The 21,466-nt window shown below is 29.5% G+C and carries 23 protein-coding genes; 11 read left to right on the plus strand and 12 right to left on the minus strand.

Annotated elements, in window-relative coordinates; translation table 11 throughout:
- Positions 1 to 77: 77 nt before the first annotated feature.
- Together C7N41_RS01205 and C7N41_RS01210 are read left to right on the plus strand one after the other, a co-directional pair.
- Complete coding sequence (locus C7N41_RS01205; protein ID WP_105963913.1) at positions 78 to 872, plus strand: methylenetetrahydrofolate reductase; 795 nt, start codon at positions 78 to 80, stop codon at positions 870 to 872.
- Positions 865 to 2,085 (plus strand): DUF2075 domain-containing protein, encoded by a 1,221-nt coding sequence (locus C7N41_RS01210; protein ID WP_105963914.1) that lies wholly within the window; start codon positions 865 to 867, stop codon positions 2,083 to 2,085. Before C7N41_RS01205 ends, C7N41_RS01210 begins: the two co-directional genes overlap by 8 nt.
- Before the next feature lie 12 nt (positions 2,086 to 2,097).
- On the opposite strand, the gene C7N41_RS07620 is transcribed toward C7N41_RS01210, so the two are convergent.
- Positions 2,098 to 2,265 (minus strand): hypothetical protein, encoded by a 168-nt coding sequence (locus C7N41_RS07620; RefSeq protein ID WP_157944933.1) that lies wholly within the window; start codon positions 2,263 to 2,265, stop codon positions 2,098 to 2,100.
- A gap of 56 nt (positions 2,266 to 2,321) precedes the next feature.
- On the opposite strand from C7N41_RS07620, the gene C7N41_RS01215 reads away from it, so the two are divergent.
- Positions 2,322 to 3,560, plus strand: coding sequence for a pectate lyase family protein (locus C7N41_RS01215; RefSeq protein ID WP_105963915.1), 1,239 nt, complete (start codon positions 2,322 to 2,324; stop codon positions 3,558 to 3,560).
- A 53-nt stretch (positions 3,561 to 3,613) separates the two neighbouring features.
- Here the strand turns inward: C7N41_RS01215 and C7N41_RS01220 are convergent, their stop codons facing one another.
- The 8 genes from C7N41_RS01220 to C7N41_RS01255 form a co-directional block, all read right to left on the minus strand.
- A complete protein-coding gene (locus C7N41_RS01220) occupies positions 3,614 to 4,657 on the minus strand; it encodes a C39 family peptidase (protein ID WP_167390220.1) in 1,044 nt (347 codons plus the stop codon).
- Positions 4,658 to 4,825: 168 nt separating this feature from the next.
- The gene (locus C7N41_RS01225) at positions 4,826 to 6,451 is read right to left on the minus strand and encodes an ABC-F family ATP-binding cassette domain-containing protein (RefSeq protein WP_105963917.1); all 1,626 of its coding nucleotides are present in this window, start codon (positions 6,449 to 6,451) and stop codon (positions 4,826 to 4,828) included.
- Positions 6,452 to 6,587: 136 nt separating this feature from the next.
- Complete coding sequence (locus C7N41_RS01230) at positions 6,588 to 7,238, minus strand: SDR family oxidoreductase (RefSeq protein ID WP_105963918.1); 651 nt, start codon at positions 7,236 to 7,238, stop codon at positions 6,588 to 6,590.
- A gap of 155 nt (positions 7,239 to 7,393) precedes the next feature.
- A complete protein-coding gene (locus C7N41_RS01235; protein ID WP_105963919.1) occupies positions 7,394 to 7,744 on the minus strand; it encodes an iron-sulfur cluster biosynthesis family protein in 351 nt (116 codons plus the stop codon).
- A 96-nt stretch (positions 7,745 to 7,840) separates the two neighbouring features.
- The gene (locus tag C7N41_RS01240) at positions 7,841 to 9,262 is read right to left on the minus strand and encodes a PH domain-containing protein (RefSeq protein ID WP_105963920.1); all 1,422 of its coding nucleotides are present in this window, start codon (positions 9,260 to 9,262) and stop codon (positions 7,841 to 7,843) included.
- Positions 9,252 to 9,713: a PH domain-containing protein gene (locus C7N41_RS01245; protein WP_105963921.1), complete on the minus strand. Its 462-nt coding sequence runs from the start codon at positions 9,711 to 9,713 to the stop codon at positions 9,252 to 9,254. The genes C7N41_RS01240 and C7N41_RS01245 overlap by 11 nt, the downstream gene beginning before the upstream one ends.
- 4 nt (positions 9,714 to 9,717) lie before the next feature.
- A complete protein-coding gene (locus C7N41_RS01250; protein ID WP_157944935.1) occupies positions 9,718 to 10,203 on the minus strand; it encodes a methylated-DNA--[protein]-cysteine S-methyltransferase in 486 nt (161 codons plus the stop codon).
- A gap of 102 nt (positions 10,204 to 10,305) precedes the next feature.
- Positions 10,306 to 10,782 carry a C40 family peptidase gene (locus C7N41_RS01255; protein WP_105963923.1) on the minus strand — a complete coding sequence of 159 codons (477 nt, stop codon included), beginning with the start codon at positions 10,780 to 10,782 and terminating at the stop codon, positions 10,306 to 10,308.
- Positions 10,783 to 10,986: 204 nt separating this feature from the next.
- Between C7N41_RS01255 and C7N41_RS07725 the strand changes: the two genes are divergently transcribed.
- On the plus strand, positions 10,987 to 12,285 hold the full coding sequence (locus C7N41_RS07725; protein ID WP_140936088.1) for a DUF3290 family protein: 1,299 nt from the start codon (positions 10,987 to 10,989) through the stop codon (positions 12,283 to 12,285).
- Between the two features lie 56 nt (positions 12,286 to 12,341).
- Here C7N41_RS07725 and C7N41_RS01265 read toward each other — a convergent pair whose 3' ends face one another.
- Complete coding sequence (locus tag C7N41_RS01265) at positions 12,342 to 12,944, minus strand: nitroreductase family protein (RefSeq protein ID WP_105963925.1); 603 nt, start codon at positions 12,942 to 12,944, stop codon at positions 12,342 to 12,344.
- A gap of 141 nt (positions 12,945 to 13,085) precedes the next feature.
- On the opposite strand from C7N41_RS01265, the gene C7N41_RS01270 reads away from it, so the two are divergent.
- A complete protein-coding gene (locus C7N41_RS01270; protein WP_105963926.1) occupies positions 13,086 to 13,409 on the plus strand; it encodes a DMT family transporter in 324 nt (107 codons plus the stop codon).
- Positions 13,410 to 13,442: 33 nt separating this feature from the next.
- Here C7N41_RS01270 and trhA read toward each other — a convergent pair whose 3' ends face one another.
- Positions 13,443 to 14,114 carry a PAQR family membrane homeostasis protein TrhA gene (gene trhA, locus C7N41_RS01275; protein ID WP_105963927.1) on the minus strand — a complete coding sequence of 224 codons (672 nt, stop codon included), beginning with the start codon at positions 14,112 to 14,114 and terminating at the stop codon, positions 13,443 to 13,445.
- Between the two features lie 114 nt (positions 14,115 to 14,228).
- Complete coding sequence (locus C7N41_RS07760) at positions 14,229 to 14,615, minus strand: aggregation-promoting factor C-terminal-like domain-containing protein (protein WP_225362831.1); 387 nt, start codon at positions 14,613 to 14,615, stop codon at positions 14,229 to 14,231.
- Positions 14,616 to 14,841: 226 nt separating this feature from the next.
- Here C7N41_RS07760 and C7N41_RS01285 point away from each other — a divergent pair, with 226 nt between their 5' ends.
- From C7N41_RS01285 to C7N41_RS01310, 6 genes are all read left to right on the plus strand, one after another.
- Positions 14,842 to 15,753, plus strand: a complete 912-nt coding sequence (locus C7N41_RS01285) for an ABC transporter ATP-binding protein (RefSeq protein WP_105963928.1) — start codon at positions 14,842 to 14,844, stop codon at positions 15,751 to 15,753.
- Positions 15,753 to 16,499, plus strand: a complete 747-nt coding sequence (locus C7N41_RS01290) for an ABC transporter permease (protein WP_105963929.1) — start codon at positions 15,753 to 15,755, stop codon at positions 16,497 to 16,499. Before C7N41_RS01285 ends, C7N41_RS01290 begins: the two co-directional genes overlap by 1 nt.
- A gap of 133 nt (positions 16,500 to 16,632) precedes the next feature.
- On the plus strand, positions 16,633 to 17,430 hold the full coding sequence (locus C7N41_RS01295) for a hypothetical protein (RefSeq protein WP_105963930.1): 798 nt from the start codon (positions 16,633 to 16,635) through the stop codon (positions 17,428 to 17,430).
- A gap of 152 nt (positions 17,431 to 17,582) precedes the next feature.
- Entirely contained in the window at positions 17,583 to 18,035 is a 453-nt protein-coding gene (locus C7N41_RS01300; protein ID WP_105963931.1) for a MarR family winged helix-turn-helix transcriptional regulator, read from the plus strand.
- 337 nt (positions 18,036 to 18,372) lie between these two features.
- Positions 18,373 to 19,749 carry an amino acid permease gene (locus C7N41_RS01305; RefSeq protein ID WP_225362832.1) on the plus strand — a complete coding sequence of 459 codons (1,377 nt, stop codon included), beginning with the start codon at positions 18,373 to 18,375 and terminating at the stop codon, positions 19,747 to 19,749.
- A 349-nt stretch (positions 19,750 to 20,098) separates the two neighbouring features.
- Positions 20,099 to 21,421 carry an amino acid permease gene (locus C7N41_RS01310; protein ID WP_105964078.1) on the plus strand — a complete coding sequence of 441 codons (1,323 nt, stop codon included), beginning with the start codon at positions 20,099 to 20,101 and terminating at the stop codon, positions 21,419 to 21,421.
- The last annotated feature ends 45 nt before the right edge of the window (positions 21,422 to 21,466 follow it).

Below are 21,466 nucleotides of genomic sequence, written 5' to 3' on the forward strand. Positions count from 1 at the left end.
TATAGAGTAGTCAAAAATTCATTTTTTCGACTACTCTTTTATTTGTTAATAAATATGTAAATGAGAGGTCTTATCTTATGTCCAAACAAACTTTATCTGTTGAAATAGCCCCTGATTTGTTACAAATAAAATCAATGAGATATTACTTAAATAAGTGGCAACCAGACTTTGTATCAATCAGTAATTTAAGTCGTTTTTCATTTGATAATATTAAGCAATGTGCAAGTTATATTCAAAAAGCATTAAATATCCCTGTTGTAATACATCTTACCGGAATTAGTCATAATAAACGTGAAATTGATGAATCATTAAAAATACTGCGTCAAAATAACATTTCCAATTTACTATTATTACGTGGAGATAAACATGGTCATATCAAAAATGATTTTCCTTATGCAAGTGAATTAGTTAAGTATGTAAAAAGTAAAAATGATAAATTTAAAATTATGGGGGCATGTTACCCTGAAGTACATCCAGAAGCCCAATCTTTGGTTGAAGACATTCAGCACCTAAAAACAAAAGTTAATGCTGGATGCACTCAACTAATTAGCCAAATGTTTTTCGATAATCAAAAATATTATCAATTTATAAAAGAAACTAATAAACAAAATATCAAGGTCCCCATATTGGCTGGCATAATGCCAATTACTGAAATGCAAACTGTGAATTGGCTTAAAAAAATTAAAATGGATATACCACAATTTATTCAAAATAATAATGACCTAAAACAAGCCGGAATTAAGTTTACAATTGAACAAATCAATGATTTATATAAAAATAATGTTGATGGAATCCATTTGTATACCATGAACAACTGGTCAGCTACAGATGAAATTATTAAAAATATTAAAAGAAGTGAATTAAATGAGTGAAATAAACGCAGCTAATGAAAAACTATCTCCTGAACATCAACTAACAAAAGAACAATCTAAACTAATAAACAAAATAGAAACATTCACTAAGCATCATATTAATGATCAAAAGCATGCTGTTTTTACAATCTATGGGGATGCTGGAACTGGTAAATCTGTTATTTTAAGTAAATTATTTTATGACATTCAACAAATGAGTAAAGATAAAGATAGTAAGCTATATCATACTGATAACCATTTCCTAGTTAATCATCCCGAGATATTAAAAGTATATAAAAACATGGCTGGTGATGAAAAAAACGTATTAAAAAAGAACTTTAATCGCCCTACTTCATTTATTAATAAACTAGATAAAGAACAAAAATCAGTTGATATTACAGTCATTGATGAAGCTCATTTATTGCTGTCTAGAGGCGATCATTATAATAATTTTTATCAAGAAAACCAATTAAACGAAGTTATTAAACGTTCAAAGGTAACAATTCTAGTATTCGATCATCGCCAAGTATTAAGAACTAAATCATTTTGGAACTTAGATCGATTACATAAAATTATTGATCCATATACAAATGGTGAATATCATTTAACCCATCAATTTAGAATGACCGCCAGTGATGAGTTAGTCCATTGGATTAATCATTTTACTGATGGTAAATTAGAAGATATTCCAGAAAATGCTGATGATCAATATGATTTTAGAATCTTCGATAATGCTGAAAAAATGCGTAAAGAAATTGTTAAGCGGAATAATCAAGTTGGATTATCTAGAATTGTTTCGACATCCGGCTATCCTTCTACGCTTGATGGTGGCAAACACTATGTTATTGAATCAGATTTTAAAATGCCTTGGGATCAATATAATTATACACAAACGCCATGGGCAGAAATTCCAGAAACCATCAATGAAGTAGGATCAATGTTCACTTGTCAGGGATTTGATTTAAATTATGTCGGCGTAATTTTAGGCCCACCTATTTATTTAGATGAAAATAATGTTAAAGTTGATCTTAATAATTTTACGGATGTTGAATCTTTAAAGAAACGTAAAGACATAAATGATCCAAATGAATTTAATAAGATTAAAGCACAATTAGTCCTTAATTCGGTAAATGTTTTAATGAAACGTGGTGTTAAAGGACTTTACATTTTTGCACATGATGATAATTTAAGAAATGCCCTAATGGAACTTTACAACAAAATAAAAAGAGCATAAGTCATATGCTCTCTAAATTCTATTTACATGTAGTGCAACCATCGATAATAATGCAATCAACATGATTGCTAACATAACTAAAATATAAGTTTTTCTAGTCATCTTATCTCTAAATTTCTTTAATACAAACATGGTTACTATTAAAACTAGTAAAATAATAATGGTAATTATTTCAGGCATATAAAACACTCCTTGCTTAAAATAATACCATAATACTTAGAAGGGATATATTAAATATGAAAAAAACAATCACATCAATATTAACTGTCGTTTTACTTTCAATTTTATTTATTGGCGTTCAAAACAATCAAAAAGTAAATGTAGCTAATGCTAGTAAAACACAAAATATCATTGGCTTCGGTAAAAATACAACTGGTGGTAATACTAATAAACATAAAAATATTTATTTAGTTAAGAATGCTGAACAATTAAAAAAAGCATTAAAGAAAAAAGTAGATTCAAGAATCATTTATCTTGAAGGTAAAATTGACATGAATGATGACAAATCAATAGCTGATTATGCTAAAAATACTGGATATGATTTTCAAAAATATCTATCAAATTATAATCCAAAAACATATGGCAAGAAAGAACCAACAGGTGAACAAGAAAATGCTAGAAAATTAGCTCAAAAGAATCAGGCTAAACAAATTGAGTTAAAAATACCTGAAAATACATCAATTATCGGTAAGAAAGATGCTCAAATTAAAAATGCGAGTTTAATTCTTAAAGAAGATAATATAATTGTTCAAAATATTAAGTTCACTACCCCCTTTGACTTATTTCCACAATGGGATCCTAAAGATGGTAAAAGTGGTAATTGGAATTCTCAATATGATGCAATTTCAATAAAAAAAGCTAAAAATATTTGGCTTGATCATAATTCATTTAGTGATGGTAATGGTTATCAATCAGATAATAATGCTAATAAATATTTTGGGCGTCAATATCAACACCATGATGGAATGGTAGACATCACAGATGGAGCTAATAATATTTCTGTTAATCATAATCGATTTGCTAATCATGATAAAACTATGTTAATTGGTAGTTCTGATAGTAAAAAATCAGATGCAAATAAACTTAATGTAACCATTTCAAATAACTTTTTCTTAAATACGGTTCAAAGAAATCCTCGTGTTCGTTACGGTAAAGTTCAAGTTTTTAATAATTATTATCAAAATAATAGCGATAATGCTTATAAATTTAGTTATGTGATCGGTGCTGGATTTAAATCGAATATCATTGCACAAAATAATGTTGTCGAAGCTAAAAAAGTAAAAGCTAAAAAATTTATATCAGTCTTTAAAAATGCCCGTCTAACCAATCAAAATAATATATTTAATGGGCATAAAATTAATAATCATTTTGGTGTAAAGAAAGCAACTTGGAAACCAGAATATAAATTCAATTTATTACCTACCAATAAAGTAAAAGCCAGTGTTCTAAAAGATACTGGAAATATTTTAAATTAATAAAAAGAACCTTTCATTTTAAATTATGAAAGGTTCTTTTTTTACTTAATTTTTTATTTAACTAAAACTGCTTTACGTCCTTCTTGATTATACAATTTCATAAATTGCTTTGTAGAAGTCCAGAAAACGGGTTTGTTAGTAGTTCTATAAGTGGCCCTCCATGAAGAAGGATCGGCCATTTTGAAGTATCCACGTTTATAACCAACTACTACTAAAGTATGACCAGTTGCTGTTCTCATACGATATCCAGTTGCAGCAATTACCGGATTACCATGTTGAACTTCATCAATAATCTTAGTCTTAGAAGCACCGGTTATATTATATACACCATCATAATATCTTCTACCAAATGGTGCTAACGCACTAGGATAAATGGTCCAATCTTGTTTAGTATGGTTTACAGCATATGGATTCCCCACAAATCCTTTATTAGGATCATATTTTGCACGAGGCATTTTTTTCAAAAAGCCATTTAAATTAATATTTTCTCCAACACCCTTAGTTGATAAAGCCATCTTTAAAGCCGTTGCTTCACAACCGTTAGGTGCATCAAATGGAAAATGTTGACTAGTATATGTAAATGGAATTTCATATACATTAGTCGTAGATAAATAAGTAGCATTAATCCAACCTTGATCTTGACCCCGATATTTAATTTGATAATAGGTTCTTTCTTTAGCTCTTGCGACATTCGTCAATTGAACTAATTGCCCCTTCAAGTTTAAAGTTTTTTTAACACGAGTACCACGATTATAAGGACCCACAAATGATTTGATTCCATTAACATTTACATTTCTGGCATTATAGTTAACTGCTGAAGAATATGTAAAATTAACATGATCAACAAATTTATTTTTTTCAGCTTCTTTTCTAGCCGCTTCCTGTTTCTCAGCTTCTTGTTTAGCTTGGGCTTGTTTTTCAGCTTCTTGTTGTTCTTTTTGCTTATCGTCATTATTTTGACTTTCATTACTGGTAGATTGAGCAGTAGCAATATTATTGCTATTAGTATCAGCATGTGCCAAAGAAGATTGACCACCTACAACAAATGCAGTAGCTAAAAACAACGTCAATGCAGATGATGACAATATTCTTTTCATATATTTCAACTCCATCCAATTATTGTATAACTACAATATAATACAAAAAACAAATAAATAATAATAATAACCACTTATGTAAATAAATTTTAATACTCAGGTAATATTATTGTTCTAATAGCAAAAAAAGACACAGTAAAGTCATATTTACTGTGTCTTTTTTATTTTTTATTTGTATAGTTGTTCTACTTGCTTTTGAATATCAGAATTATTCATAAAGTCATTGTAGCTAGTATCAGCTCTTTGAATCATGCCTTTATCGGATACTTCGATGATATGATCAGCAATAGTTTGAATGAATTCACGGTCATGAGAAGTAAAGACAATTGAGCCATCAAATGGAATTAAACTGTCATTTAAAGCAGTAATTGATTCCATATCTAAGTGGTTAGTAGGATCATCCATAATCAAGACATTACCCTTTTGCAACATCATCTTGGATAGCATGCAACGAACCTTTTCTCCCCCTGATAATACCTTAATTTGTTTTTGAATATTATCACCAGAGAATAACATACGACCTAAGAAACTACGTAGGAATGGATCATCACTTTCTTCTTTTGAAGCAAATTGTCTTAACCAATCAATAATGGTTAATGAGTCGTCATCAAAATCAGAGTTAATATTTCTAGGCATATAGGAACGACGGGTAGTTTGTCCCCAAACAACTTCTCCGGTATCTGGTTTAATTTTGCCAGCAATAATTTGCATTAAAGTCGTAGTAGCTAAATCATTACGACTAGTAATTGCAGTCTTTTCACCAGGACGAAGGGTAAATGTAATATTATCTAAAATCTTCTTACCATCAATAGTCTTAGATACATTATTAACACTTAATAAGTCATTTCCTAAGTCACGTTCTTTTTCGAACTTAATAAATGGATATTTACGTGAAGATGGTTTGATATCATCTAAAGTAATTTTATCCAATTGCTTTTTACGTGAAGTAGCTTGCTTTGATTTAGAAGCATTAGCTGAGAAACGAGCAATAAATTCTTTCAATTCTTTAATTTGATCTTCTTTTTTAGCATTTTCATTTTGTTGCATTTTAGTAGCTAATTGACTAGATTTTAACCAAAAATCGTAGTTACCAACATATAGTTGAATTTTTTGATAGTCCACATCACACATCATTGTACATACTTGATTTAAGAAATATCTATCATGAGATACAACAATAGCAATATTTTCATAATCAGCTAAAAAGTTTTGTAACCAGTCAATAGTATGGTTATCTAAACCGTTAGTAGGTTCATCAAGTAATAAAATATCTGGATTTCCAAATAAAGCTTGTGCAAGCAAAACTTTAACTTTTTGGCCTTCAGTTAATTCACTCATCTTTTGATGATGTAATTCTTCAGGAATTCCAACACTTTGTAGTAATTGGGATGCATCAGAATCAGCATTCCAACCGTCCATCTCAGCAAATTCACCTTCTAATTCAGCAGCTTTTACACCATCTTCATCAGAAAAGTCAGGCTTTGCATACAAAGCATCTTTTTCTTTCATAATTTTATATAGCTTTTCATAACCTTGAATTACAGTATCTAATACTTCGTAATCTTCAAAGCCATAATGATCTTGACTTAAACTTGATAATCGTTCATTAGGTCCGATTGAGATATTACCGCTAGTGGGCTCAATTTTACCTTCTAGCATCTTCAAAAAGGTTGACTTACCGGCACCATTGGCCCCAATAACTCCATAACAGTTACCGGGCGTGAACTTAAGATTAACATTTTCATATAATTTTTTACCTGAGAAATGTAATCCCATATCTGATACAGTTATCATTTCATACCTCCATCTAATTAAATAATAAAAAACGTCCCTAGTTCTAAATATAGAATCAAGGACGTTAATATTTTATTGATTCAATTTATAACTCTGATAACCTTATCACATGCAAATAAACAAAACAAGTTTATTATTATAGGACATCTGATATGTTCTTATCACCAGAAGTAATTTCGTAAATATTATTTACGGTATTATCATCACCTAAGATTTCAACAACTGAGTTAGCAACATCAGCTCTTGGAATATCCATCTTAGAGTCGGCTTCACTTGTTAAAACAATTTTACCAGTTTCAGCATTGTTAGTTAATGCAGTTGGACGTAAGATAGTATAATTTAGTCCACTATTCTTCAAATATGCATCAGCATAATGTTTTGCAACATAGTAACCTGGTAATCCTGAATTAGGCCAGAAGGAACGATTATCCGCACCAGCAGCACTAACCATTACATAACGTTTAATGCCAGCATTATTGGCAGCAATCATGGTCTTAATAGCACCATCTAAATCAATGCTTAAGGTCATATCATCACCTGTAGCTCCACCAGATCCAGCAGAGAAAACAATTGCTTCAGCACCGCTTTGTTTAAATGCTGTTGTCATGTCTTCAGGACTTGATGTTAAATCAAAAAGTGTTGGTTCAACATTTTCCATATCTTGATATTCATCAAATTGATTTTCATTTCTTACACCAGCCAAAGTAGCGTAACCTTGCTTGCCTAATTTTTCAACCATTTGTTTACCTACGTGACCATGAGCACCTACAACGAATACTTTTTTCATTTTAAACTTCCTTTCTTAAAGTAAGTACTAACATACTACCAGTCTATAAATCATATTTAAAATATTTAGTTCATAAGATTATAAAAACGTCTCTATCAATTTAGAGACGTTTTTATAAAATTGTTTTTTCGTTTAATTAAGTCGAGTATTTTTATTTATTTAACTTTTCTTTCATCTGAAATTGGAACATTTTCATCAATAATTCCAGCATCGCCAGATAATTGTAAGATGTTCATCTTAAGATCTAATTTCAAATTTTGATCCATATATGACTTGCTGTAGCCTTTAATATAAATTGGACCAAGATCTGAATCCATACTTTCATCAAAATCGTGGTCGTCTAAATCAGGGTCTACTGCAATGAAATCAAAAGATGTATCAATTGCACAAGAACCAGCATCAGAGTACTTTCCAACACCATCATCTAAACTTAAAAAGAATTTTGCATTACCAGAAATATTGTCTTGAATCTTTTTCTTTGCTGCATCTGTAATTGTTAATTTCATATCAATACCCCCTACAATTTATATTACAAAATACATTGTACACGTTATAAATCTTGTGTCAATGTTTTGTGTACAAAATATTTCGATATTTATAAATTATTGATTCTGATACCAATTATATATTGATCTAGCCACATTTAAATCAATATATTTAGCAATAATTTCGCCAGAAGCATCTCCTCTTCTTTCAGATATTTTTAAATGGGCTAAATTCTTTTTTTGCATCCAAATACTTTCCCTTAAAGTTATTGATTGAATACGATGCCAATTTATGAAATGTAAATGGCGATTAAATAATCGACAGTTTTCAATTACTAAAACATCATTTTTAATAAGCTTGACCCCATTATGAACATGTCGATAGAATCCGTTAAATATAACTAAACCTAACAGTATTACTTCTATAAAAATAAACATAGCTAACCAACTAGTTCCATTTAATAATAACGGTAACGGCATTAAAAGGATCCATGAACTATTTCTGATAAATAACCAAATAGAATAATTACGTTTACCAAAAATTTTAGGTTCTTCTTTTGGTAAATTGTCAAAAAATTGATTAGTAATTGGATATAACTTTTTAGCATTTAAAACTGGAATAATAACTGGGTCTTTAGTGTTGGTATTTTCTTTTTGATCAGAAATAATAGTTATTTTAACAGTGGTTATTTTGAATAAGCGTCGAATAATATTTTGCGTAAAATTTATGCTTTGAATACGATTAGTCTTTATTTTAACGGTTTCTTGTTTTAATAATCCCCTACTAAAGGTTAAATAGCCATCTTTTTTAGTAAGTGTAAAGCGATAGTATTGAATCCATATTGAAACATAACTAACAATAAAAGCAACTATCAATAAAATAAGAAATTCTATTATAACTATGATAATTCCCTTACTACCTAAATAGTTAAAAACTTCATCCTTATACTTAGAAGAAATTGCAAATGAATAACGTTGATAAAATTCACACAGAATGAAAATTCCAAATAAGCCTCTAAAACTAGTTGCGGCAAATAAATTCATTGAATGATTAGAAATATTATATTGTGCATCAAACTTATTATGATTGTCATCTTTTGCTTTATTACTAATATCTTCAGCAATATCATTATTTGCAATCAATCTTTTATGCTCTAGCATTTGGGCTACATTTTCATTCACCGCAACTAGATCGATATTAGAATCCGCATGACTAGCATTATCAACGATTACCTCTTCTAAATTAAATGGTTTCAAAAAGAACCATTGCTTGCGATGAATATTCTGGATTTTTTCATAAGGCATATGTATTTCTTTCTTAAAAAAAATGCCATGTTTTATCAATAATTGGTTATCCAAAATAGAATAACGATATGTAAAATAAGATATAATTTTATATGCTAATAAAAATAAAGCAAAGATGGGTGTTATCCAAATAAAATGAATCCATATACTTAATAGAAGTATTGAGATAACTTGCGAAAAATAATTTTTCAAACCGAATAATAATGCTAATGGATTTAAAAGTTTATTTTGCATTTCTGGCCTCCATTGCTAGATCCATTACTTGTTTTCTAATGGTTTGTGCTTCTTCATGTGTAACAGCTTCAATTTTATGATTATCACCAGCAGTATCAACATAAACACTATTTAAATTTTGCATTCTTAACAATGGTCCCTGATTCAAATTAACATTTTGCACTCGTGCAATTGGAATGGAAGATAACTTTCTGAAGAAAAAGCCCTTTTGAATCTCAACGTATTCTTCTGAAATTTTATATTTATTAAATGCATACCGGTATGGAATTAAAGATAATTCACATATTAGTTCTAAGATTCCCAAAGCTAAAATAATAAAAGATAACCAAATTGGCCATTTAATCAAAGTGAATAAAAATCTGGATCCTATAAAAGCTATCATCCAAAAAATAAAAGTAATAATTGAAGCTTGCATCCATATTTTTTTAACATTTTCAGGTAATTTTTTCATAAAACTACTCCTTTTCGATATTTAAAAGATATTTAATAAATGCAGAGTTATTTCTAAGGCTATTTTCGTAATCAACACCTGTAATTCGATGACTTGGGATTAAGATAATTAATGGGTTAGATAAAATTGCTGCTTCAACTTGTGATTTACTTTCAGCAAACTGATTGGCAAAATCATTTAAATCAATTGTTTCACCATATTTAATAGTAGTAATTTCTGACCATACTTTCTTTTGAAATTCATTACCTATTAAATTCATTGGTAAGTCAAAGTATTTTCGATTACCATCTAAATATTCACGGATTTGAATCTTATATTCTTCAGTTTGTTCATTTCCATATTTAAATTCTGCTGCTAAATTTGGAAAAAAATCATAAATCTCAGAAATACCACAATTAGGATTATTAACAAAACTTATACCACTATCATTAGCAGTAATTATTAATTGAATATTATTATATTCAATCTTGTCCCATAATAGTTGCTCCATAAACGCTTTTTCATTCCTATCTATATTATACATATGAACATATTACCATAGTATTAAGCAGCTACATAGCAATAGAAAAAAGCAGATAGAAATATATCTGCTTTATTTCATAATTCTAGAATATCCAACTGCATGCCACCAAGGAGCTTTAACATTTTCACGAACTACTCCCCTATTTTGTGAATCAATCATTTTTCCTTTTCCAATATACATCCCAACATGATAAATACTACGTTTATTACCACCAAAGAAAACTAAATCGCCTGGTTTCAAATGATGTTTAGAAACCTTTTTACTACTTTTATATTGACTTTGAGCTGTTCTAGGTAAATTTTTACCAACTCCATGTTTATAGACATATTTAACAAATCCAGAACAATCAAATGATTTGGGACCAGTTGAACCATATACATATTTTTTACCCAATTGTTTTTTAGCAATCTTATATACTTTATTAAAATTCTCTTGTTGACGGTGTTCATTCGCAGAAGCTGTCTGTGTATTAACTATACTAAATGTAAATAAGCCTATTAATAATGATACAAATAATAATATTTTAACCATCGGTATAGATTTCATTTATTTACCTTCCTTATTAATAATAGTTTTTCATACGTTCTTCAATTCAGTATTTAGAATTATAGGACAAAAATAATACCATTCGGATACACGTAGGTATCAAAACGATTAAAAAATTATTACTAAATATTACTTAGTAGCTTAAAGTAATGAAAGGACTTATAATATAAGGTGTAGCAAATCTTATTAATACAGGTGATTTTTTTGGATTTATATTCTTATCATTATTTAACTCACCCTAATACTTTTATCTATTACATATTACTAGTATTAGCAATTATCGTTGGTGGGTTTATTGTCTTTAACGGATTCAAATATATGCGTGATCGAACTAATTTAAAATATCGTGATATGTTTATCATGCTTATTTTATTTGCGGTATTAGCAATTAGTTTATTATGTGCTAATATATTGCAACAAAATAATTCTAATAGTCAAAATTCACAAACTGTGACTATGGTACAAAGAATTAGTAAAGACATGAAAGTTCCAAAGTCAAAAATATATACAAGTAGTACCCAACTAACTAATGGCATGACTATTTTAATTAATAAAAAGTATTATGAAGCTAACTTCAATTCAACATTTAATAGTTATAATTTAACCAAGAGTGGTTTGATTGATAATAATGTGAATATTCATAACGATGCACAATTAAATTTAGGACCAATTAATCAACAATATCTAACGATATTCTTTAAACTATTAATTGGGTTCGTAATGTTAGTAATTCAAATTAACCTTTCTGGGAAAGGTAATTTAGCACCTTCTAATGCCGTGGATCAACTACAAAACTATGTTCTTGGTGGTATTATTGGTGGTATGATTTATAGCGAATCAGTTACTACCCTACAATTCTTTATTGTGCTACTAATATGGTCATTAATTATCTTTGTTAGTCGTATTTTAATTCGCCAGAGTCAATTCTTCCGGAAAATGCTGGCAGGTGAACCTAAGAACATTATCAAGAATGGATTTATCAATGTTGATACTGCATTAAGAAATGGTCTTTCTGCATCTGATTTAGCATTTAAATTAAGAACTCAAGGTGTTCACAATTTTAAAGATGTCCAATCTGCAGTTCTGGAACAAAATGGTCAATTAACAGTTAATACATTTGGTGATGAATCAATGAGTTATCCGGTCATTACTGATGGTAGTGTCAATATGGATGTTCTTGAAAGAATGGGCCATAGTGAAGAATGGATTAATAACTTAGTAGAAGAAAGCAATAAAGAGATATCACAAATTTTCTTAGGTCAATATGTCGATGATCACTTAGTTATCATTTCATACCCTACTAAGCCTAGAAGACCTTGGTACTATGAACTTGGTGAACAAATGTCTACATTTAGTGCTAACCATAGTATTACCCCAGATCGTCTTAAAAGATCAAAATCAATGAAAAAATTGAAGGCATTTTCTCAAAGAAGACATCATGAAGGTAAAAATGATGAAAATCAAAGCGAGAAGAAAACCCCAAATCATCGTAATCGTAAATAACTAAATAAAAAGGACACTCACAAATAAATGTGAGTGTCCTTTTTTAATCAATAAGATTATTTAAAAATTTTGAAACGTTTATCATCATCCATGTAATCTTTGTCACCAGCTGGTGATTCAATAGAACCAAAGTCCATTTCACCACGTAATTTCCAGCTTTCAGGAATATCAAATTCTTTAGCAACATCTTCGTCAATTAGTGGATTGTAGTGTTGTAAGTTAGCACCAATTCCATTTTCAGCTAAGCCAGTCCAAACAGCATATTGAGCATTACCTTGTGATTGTTCTGACCAATCATAAAAGTTTTGTGCATATGATGGGAATTTATCTTCCAGGCCATGTACAACATCCATATCAGTAAAGTATAAAATTGTTCCAAATGCATTACTAAATGAATTAATCTTTTCAGTAGTTGCTTTAACTGCATCTTCTGATTTTAAATGTGGTTTTAAATTATTTAACACGATATCCCACAATTTTTTGTGATAATCATTAAATAAAATAACGGCACGGGTTGATTGACTATTAAATGGTGTAGGAGCTTGTTTAATAGTTTCCTTAATAAAATCAGAAATTTCTTCAGGAGTTTGATCAACATTTTTACCTAAAGCGTAAATAGTACGACGTTGTTTTTGTAAATCTAATAAACTTGTCTTCATAAAAAGATCCCTCTTTCTTAAATTATTAAATAAATTATAACACTTACTTTTTATAAGTAAAGTTTTTTAATAACTTTTTAAACATTTATAATTATCAATGTTATGATTTATTTATAATCATATTTTATTGAGGTAAAGAAAATGTTCTATTATTTATTCCTATTTTTAGCCATTATTGGTGAAATTATTGGCACCAATTTATTAAAAATGTCCATGGGATTTTCTAGAATCGTTCCAGCAATAGGTGCAGTTATTTCCTTTGTATTATGTTTTTACTTCTTATCAATTGCTATGATTAAAATTCCTTTAAACATTACATATGCTGACTGGAGTGCAATTGGAATCCTAGTAACTACAATTATCGCAATTTTTGTGTACAAGGAACCAACTAATATTGCATCTATTATTGGAGTTGCATTTATCATTGTGGGCGTTATATTACTAAATCTATTTAGTCCAAAATAAATACCGTTAAGTTAATAACTTAACGGTATTTTTTTAAACATATAAATAAATGGAAAAGTACATCATAATTGTTCCTAAAAGTACAAATAAGTGCCAGATAACATGACCAAAAGGAATTTGTTTAAAACTATAAATTACAGCTCCTAAAGTAAAGGCAATGCCTCCAAATAACAGTAAAAAGAAACCTGTAACTCCTAAATATTGATATAACCTAACAATTCCTAAAAGGCACATCCACCCCATTACTACATACATCACTGTGGATAAAGTTTTATATTTACCCATCCAAATTGATTTATATACTATTCCCATAATGGTTACTGCCCAAATGATTCCAAAAATAGTCCATCCTAGCCATCCTTGAATAGCAACTAAGCAGTATGGAGTATAAGTTCCAGCAATTAGTAGATAAATGGCTGAATGATCAAAAATTTGGAATAATTTTTCAGCACCTGTGAAATATAAGCTATGAAATAAAGTTGATGCTAGATAAAAAAGGATTAATATTCCACCATAAATTGAAAAAGTGGTGATTCGCATAGCACCACCTTCGAACGAACCATGGACAATTAGACAAATAGCTCCAGCTATCGCTAATAATACCCCTATTCCATGAGTAATGGCACTAAATATTTCATTTAATAAAAAATATTTTTTACTACCTACCCAAGTAATATTGTTAGCAGTTGTATTATCATTTTTCATTTAATCATTCCTTACGTGTTATTTATTTATATTATATAACCACGTAATCTAGTTTTCAATACTAGATAATAGATAGTAAAAAAATAATCCCCATAAATGGGAATTATTAAATATTTAATACCAACCATGTGAAAGCCAAAAGTTTTTGGCTCCAAGCCATGAACCATAACGACTATTAGCGTAATGATCAGCAGTAAGTTCTTGATTACGTGCTGAATAGTTTCCATGATAAGAAGCAATTGATAATTGATATTTACCATAACAAGTACCATTGCTTGCATTATATGATCCACCTGATTCACGAATAGCAATAAAACGTTTGGCAGCTGCATTAGCAGCAGATAAATTATTATGTTGACGTCTATGATGTCTATGTATATGTACGATATTTTGTCTATGTCTAGTATTAGCACTAGCATTATTTTGTGGTAATAAAAACAAAATCGCAGCGAATAATGTAACCACACTTAAAAGTGATATAAATGCTTTATTCGAATGCATATATGTTTTTCCCTCCTTGAAATTACATAACGTAGCTTACATTATATTTCTTACGAAACGATTATATTAAAGTTACATTTTGTTTACATTTCTTTGCAAATTGAAATATATTTACAAATTTAACCCATAGATTATCATACTCTAATAATTCATCTTGACTTTCTAATTAAATTGCAATATAGTTAGTTACATAAGTAAATAACTAATTAATAAAGGAGATTATTTTATGAAAGTGCTTGAAGTACAAAACTTAAACAAAAAGTTTGGGCAAAAGCAAGCTTTATTTAACGTTACATTTGACGTTGAACCAGGTACTATCTTAGGACTTATCGGTCCTAATGGTGCTGGTAAATCTACAATTATGAAAAGCATTGTTGGTTTAACCAGTTATAATTCTGGATCTATTAAAATTAATGGTGAAAGTTTAACTAAAAATAACCGTAAGAGTTTAAAAAATGTTGGTTCTATGATTGAATCACCTGCTCCTTATTTAAGCTTAACTGGTTATCAAAACCTAAAATTGTTCAATGATGGATCAACTACAGATGGTGAAATTCAAGAAATTATGAAAGATACACAAATTAATTCATTCTGTAATCGTAAGGCTAAAAAATATTCACTAGGTATGAAACAACGTTTAGGAATTGCTATTTCATTGTTAAATCATCCTAAATTATTAATCTTAGATGAACCTATGAATGGTCTTGATCCTCAATCAACGCATGACTTACGTGACTTATTATTGAAGTTATCAAAACGTGGTATTAGTGTATTGATTTCAAGTCATTTACTTGATGAATTAGCTCGTATTGCTGATTACTATGTTGTAATTAATCATGGTCGTGTTGTTAAGGAATCAGATGCTAAGTCATTCCTATCAAGTGGTAAAAACAATATTAAATTTACCACTAACGATAACGAAAAAGCATACAATGCATTATTACAAGCTGGTTTTAAGGCTAAGATGAGTGATAAGACCGTTGAGCTTAAAGACGATGGCGATTCAATGAATAAAGCATTAGCTGCTTTAAATGATGCTGGTCTTGAAATTCAAGATGTTTCTAAGGACAAAGCTGACCTAGAAGAATCACTATTAAATCTATTAACTGAAGATAACCAAAAGGAGGAAACTAAATAATGTTAACTCTATTAAGACAAGAAATTTATAAACAAATTCATGGTAAGTTTTATATTGGTTGGCCAATTGTAATGCTCTTGGCCTCATTAACTGCCGGATATTTTCTTACATCTGGAAAAAATCATGTTGATCATCAAGCATTTGCTTTTAATGTTTTTAACGATAATATGGATTTAGTACTTATTGCAATGGTTGTATTTGCAAGTACTATTATGATTGGTGATTTTGCAAATAACACCGTTAAATATTTATTTTCGCGCCAATTTTCCAGATTACAAATTTTCATTTCTAAACTAGTTACTACATTCTTTATGTATATTTATTTAATTGTAATGAGCTATATTTTCACATTTATATCAAAAATGATTTTTGATCGTTCTGGTGATATGGGAATAAAATATATTAATCAAAATTTATTTAGTATTTCATGGTTGCTATTATTAATAATTCCAATGGTAATGTTAGTAAGTAACATTGTTAAAAATAATGGTGTAGCCATTGCATTAGGAATTGTATTCTTCTTTGCTTCAAGCATTGTTACTGCATTCTCAATGGTTCTAATGAAAAAATGGGACATGTTAAAGTTTAATCCATTTAACTTTTTAAATGTATCTACTCAATTTGTTGATCATAGTGCAAAAACGGTAACAAATCTTTCATTAACTCAAATGGAAATTGGAACTGTTGTATATGCTCTAATTTTTACAGCAATTGCATACGTTATCTACAATCATAGAAACGTTTAATTCAAATTAAAAAATTAAATTAAAGCACCCTTTTTATCTTAATAAATTGGGTGTTTTTCTATTGACTAGTTTTATGAACGTGATAAACTCATGACATGATTAACTTTCGTTAAAGACCTAGGAGGTCAAAAAATTGAGTGATTTATTAAAACAAGAAATGAATAGTCGTAATCGTAGAATTTTTAGTTTTATGGCATTAGGACTATTCATAGTGACTATTATTATGGCCATTACTGGGATGGAAACTAGAACCTTAGATGGTTGGAAATGGATGAACCAATTTGGCGCTGTAACTGGTGTAATTGAATTATTAACTACTATTATCGTTGCTACCAGATTTGCCGGACAAGAAAGCAATGCTCAGGTTAAAGAGAACATGAAGAATCATAGCAAGTCTTCAATCTTTTTTTCAAAAGTAATTACAATTTTAATTTCATATTTGATTCTATTATTAGTAGCAATTATTGCTGTAATATTGATGAAGTACTTAGTATTCCCTCACAAGCCTTTGGCTGGAACTTTAGCCCAAGAATTAAGTTGGGCAGTTCTTGGTAACATTGCTTATTTCTTTATTTTTCAATCATTCGTCATGATGATAATTGGATTTTGTAAAACTTGGTATGGCGCAATTGCTTTTGGAGTTGCATGTACTTGGATTACAGAAATCATCGCTGGTATTTTCATGATTTTCATCTATACACACCGTAAATTAATTTACAATCCATTTAACTTCTTTTTCGTTGAAAAGCAAATTCAAGATGGTATGAAACATATGATGACTAGATTGCAATTACCAATGATCATTAAAGGATCATTATTATATGCCTTAATTTTCTTTATAATTGCATTTATCATCTTTGTTTATTTCCGTAAATTTAATACATGGAATGATGATGAAGAAAAAAATAACCAAGATACTAAAGAAGCATAATTAACAAATAAGTAAAGCATCGTAAATATTAATTTACGGTGCTTTATTTGTTTGCTTGACCAATTTTGATTTAGTGATATATTTTATATTGTATGCAATTTATTGATACGCTATACTTTTATACATACTAGCAAAGAAAGGAGTTATATAATATGACAAATAAGATCACATTAGATAATCAAATCTGTTTTCAAATTACCAGAGCACACCAATTATTTAACAAATTTTATCAAGAACCTTTAAGTAAATTCAATTTAACATATGTTCAATACATTACCCTATTATCATTATGGGAAAAAGATGGGGTTACTGTAAATTATCTTAGCCAAAAATTGGGCTTATCTAATGGGACATTAACTCCATTATTAAAGCGACTAGAAAAAGCTGGTTGGATTACCAGAACTCGTGATAAAAAAGATGAACGTCGAGTATTAATTAAACTAACCGAACATGGTGCTAAACAAGAAGAACCTATTACAAGTACTGTTCAAGGTTGTTTAAATAGTTTAGATTATGATGATGAAACTTTCAACAACACAATGAATACTATCTTAGACGTTCAAAATCGCCTTGAAAAATCTGAAGAAGCAAAAGAAAATAGCTAATATTGTTTTTATTATATTGACATCTGTCTATTCTCAGTATACAATTATAACAATTAATGAGAAAAGACATGACTATATTTACTAATGTTTCAGAGAGATTTAGCATCTTCTGTAAGTTAAATCATCATTAAAATATAATTACCACTTTTCAAAATATTTTTGGCGGATAATGCCAAATCAGATTGTTCTGTTAACGACTAATGAGAGTATATAGTGCTTTTTGCGCTATATAAATATGGGTGGAACCACGTAAAATTGCGTCCCTAGTACATTAATTTGTGCTAGGGACTTTTTTATTTTCCTATAAACTCAAATATTTTAAAGAAGGTGAATAGTTATGGCAGATAAAAACAATAATTTAGAAAGAAAACTTAGTGCTCGTCATATGAAAATGATTGCATTAGGTGGAACTATCGGTGTAGGACTATTTATGGGGGCTAAATCAACCATTGATTGGACAGGGCCTTCTGTTCTATTGGCATATGGAATCGCTGGATTATTCTTATACTTAATTATGCGTGCATTGGGAGAAATGCTATATGTTCATCCCATCACTGGATCATTTTCACAATTTGCTTCCATGTATATGCATCCTGTTTTTGGTTTCTTAACTTCATGGAGTAATATATTTCAATACTTAGTAGTTGGAATGTCCGAGGTAATTGCAATTGGTACATATATGCAATTTTGGTGGCCTAGTCTCCCTAATTGGTTACCAGGAATTGTTGCAATCATTTTCTTATGTATAGCTAACTTAATTTCTGTTAGTGCATTTGGTGAATTAGAATATTGGTTCGCACTAGTAAAGGTTGTAACTATTGTTGCAATGATAATTGTAGGATTGGTTTTAATTATCTTTGGCTTTAATGGAATCGGTCCTACTGGTATTTCAAATATTTGGAAATTTGGTTTCTTTGCTCATGGATTTAAAGGTTTCTTCTTTGCGTTAGCGATTGTAATTGCTTCTTATCAAGGAATTGAATTAATTGGGGTGACTGCCGGTGAAGCTGAAGATCCTAAACATACATTAGTGAAAGCTATTCAAGATACAATTGGTAGAATCTTAATTTTCTATATTGGTGCCATTTTTGTAATTTTAAGTATTTATCCATGGGATAAAATCAATTCTATTGGTTCTCCATTTGTCGAAACTTTCTCACAAATTGGAATTACATCTGCAGCCGCAATTATTAATTTTGTGGTTGTAACTGCTGCTCTATCCGGATCTAATTCAGGAATTTATAGTGCTAGTCGTATGTCATATCTATTAGCACAACATCATCAAATCCCTAAAGTATTTAAAAAGTTAAATAAACATGGTGTCCCCTTTGTAGCCGTTATTAGTATTTCGGCTGGTATTTTATTAGGACTTGTATTAAATGTTGTTCTTCCAATGATCAACCCTTCTGCGAACCAAATTTTCGTTTATGTATACAGTTCATCTGTATTACCTGGAATGGTACCTTGGTTTATCATTTTAATTTCACAAATTAGATTTAGAAAACAACATCCAGAAGAATTAAAAGGTCATCCATTTAAAATGCCTTTATCACCTTATACAAATTACATTACTTTAATTTTCTTACTAATTACATTGGTATTTATGTTTATTAATAATTCAACAAGAGTCCCATTAATTATTGGTATTATCTTCTTGATTATAATGACAATCATTTACTTTATGAAGTACAATAATAAATCTGAAAATAACTAATCGATAAATGCACAATAATTGACAGATTAAGATATATATAATATATTTCTTAATGCTAAAATTATGTAAAAGTAGAAATATATCTTACTGGGAAGTAACAATAAAAAGTTTATCAGCAAGGTACAAGCACAGTTTTTGAAAATTTTTTCGATAAAATGATTTGTATTTTATGATATATAAATAATAAATTTCCATTTTAGAACATTTATTAGTAACATTGTTACCCAATCCCTAGTACAATAGATAGTGTACTAGGGATTTTTCTACATAATATATTTATAGGATGGTGAAAATATTGGCAGAAAAGAAAAAAGAGGAAGAATTAGAAAGAAAGCTTAGCTCTAGACATATGCAAATGATCGCCCTTGGTGGAACCATCGGTGTTGGTTTGTTTATGGGTGCCAAGTCAACAATTGCTTGGACTGGTCCTTCTGTATTATTAGCATATGGAATTGCTGGAATTTTCTTATATTTAATTATGAGAGCCCTCGGAGAAATGCTTTACGATAATCCAATTAGTGGGTCATTCTCCCATTTTGCAACTGAATATATGCATCCAGTTTTCGGTTACTTAACCGCTTGGAGTAATATTTTCCAATGGATTGTTGTTGGTATTTCAGAAATGATTGCAATTGGAACATATATGCAATTCTGGTGGCCAGGAATACCATCATGGGTACCCGGCATCATCGCAATTGTATTCTTATGTATTGCTAATTTAATCTCTGTTAGCGCATTTGGTGAATTAGAATACTGGTTTGCACTAATCAAAGTTGTTACTATTATTGTTATGATTGTTATTGGTGCTGTTGTTATTGTTCTAGGTTTCAATGGAGTTGGTCCTACTGGAATTTCTAATTTATGGTCACATGGATTCTTTACAGGTGGTGTAAAAGGATTCTTCTTTGCCCTATCAATTGTCTTTGCTTCATACCAAGGAATTGAATTAATTGGGGTTACTGCTGGTGAAGCTGAAGATCCTAAGCATACTTTAGTTAGAGCAATTCAAGATACAATTGGTAGAATTTTAATTTTCTACATTGGTTCTATTTTTGTTATGTTAGCAATCTATCCATGGGATAAAATTGTTAATATCGGTTCTCCATTCGTTGAAACATTCGCAAGAGTTGGAATTAGTTTTGCTGCATCAATTATTAACTTTGTTGTTCTAACTGCTGCTTTATCTGGTTCTAACTCAGCTATTTATAGCTCAAGTAGAATGTCATATTTATTAGCACAAAATGGTCAATTACCAAAACGTTATAATAAAATGAATAAACATGGTGTGCCATACATTTCAGTTATTTCAATTGCTACTGGAATTTTAATTGGTGTTCTATTAAACGTAATCCTACCACTTTTCTATAAGGGTGCTAGTCAAATTTTCGTTTATGTTTACAGTTCATCAGTGCTACCAGGAATGGTTCCATGGTTCGTAATTATTATGTCTGAATTAAAATATCGTAAGTTATATCCAGAACATATTAAGAATCACCCATTCAAGATGCCTTTTGCACCTTTCTCAAATTATCTAACTTTGGCAATGTTAGCACTAACTTTAATATTCATGTTCTTTAACAATGATACTAGAATTCCATTAATTGTAGGAGTTGTATTCCTAGGATTTATGACAATTTTATACTTCGCTAAATTCAATAAAAAGAACAATTAATTATTTAAATAATTAGAATAGCCACCCTTGAATTATCTAATTTAA

It is taken from the genome of Apilactobacillus micheneri, from assembly GCF_002993975.1.
Classification (GTDB): domain Bacteria; phylum Bacillota; class Bacilli; order Lactobacillales; family Lactobacillaceae; genus Apilactobacillus; species Apilactobacillus micheneri.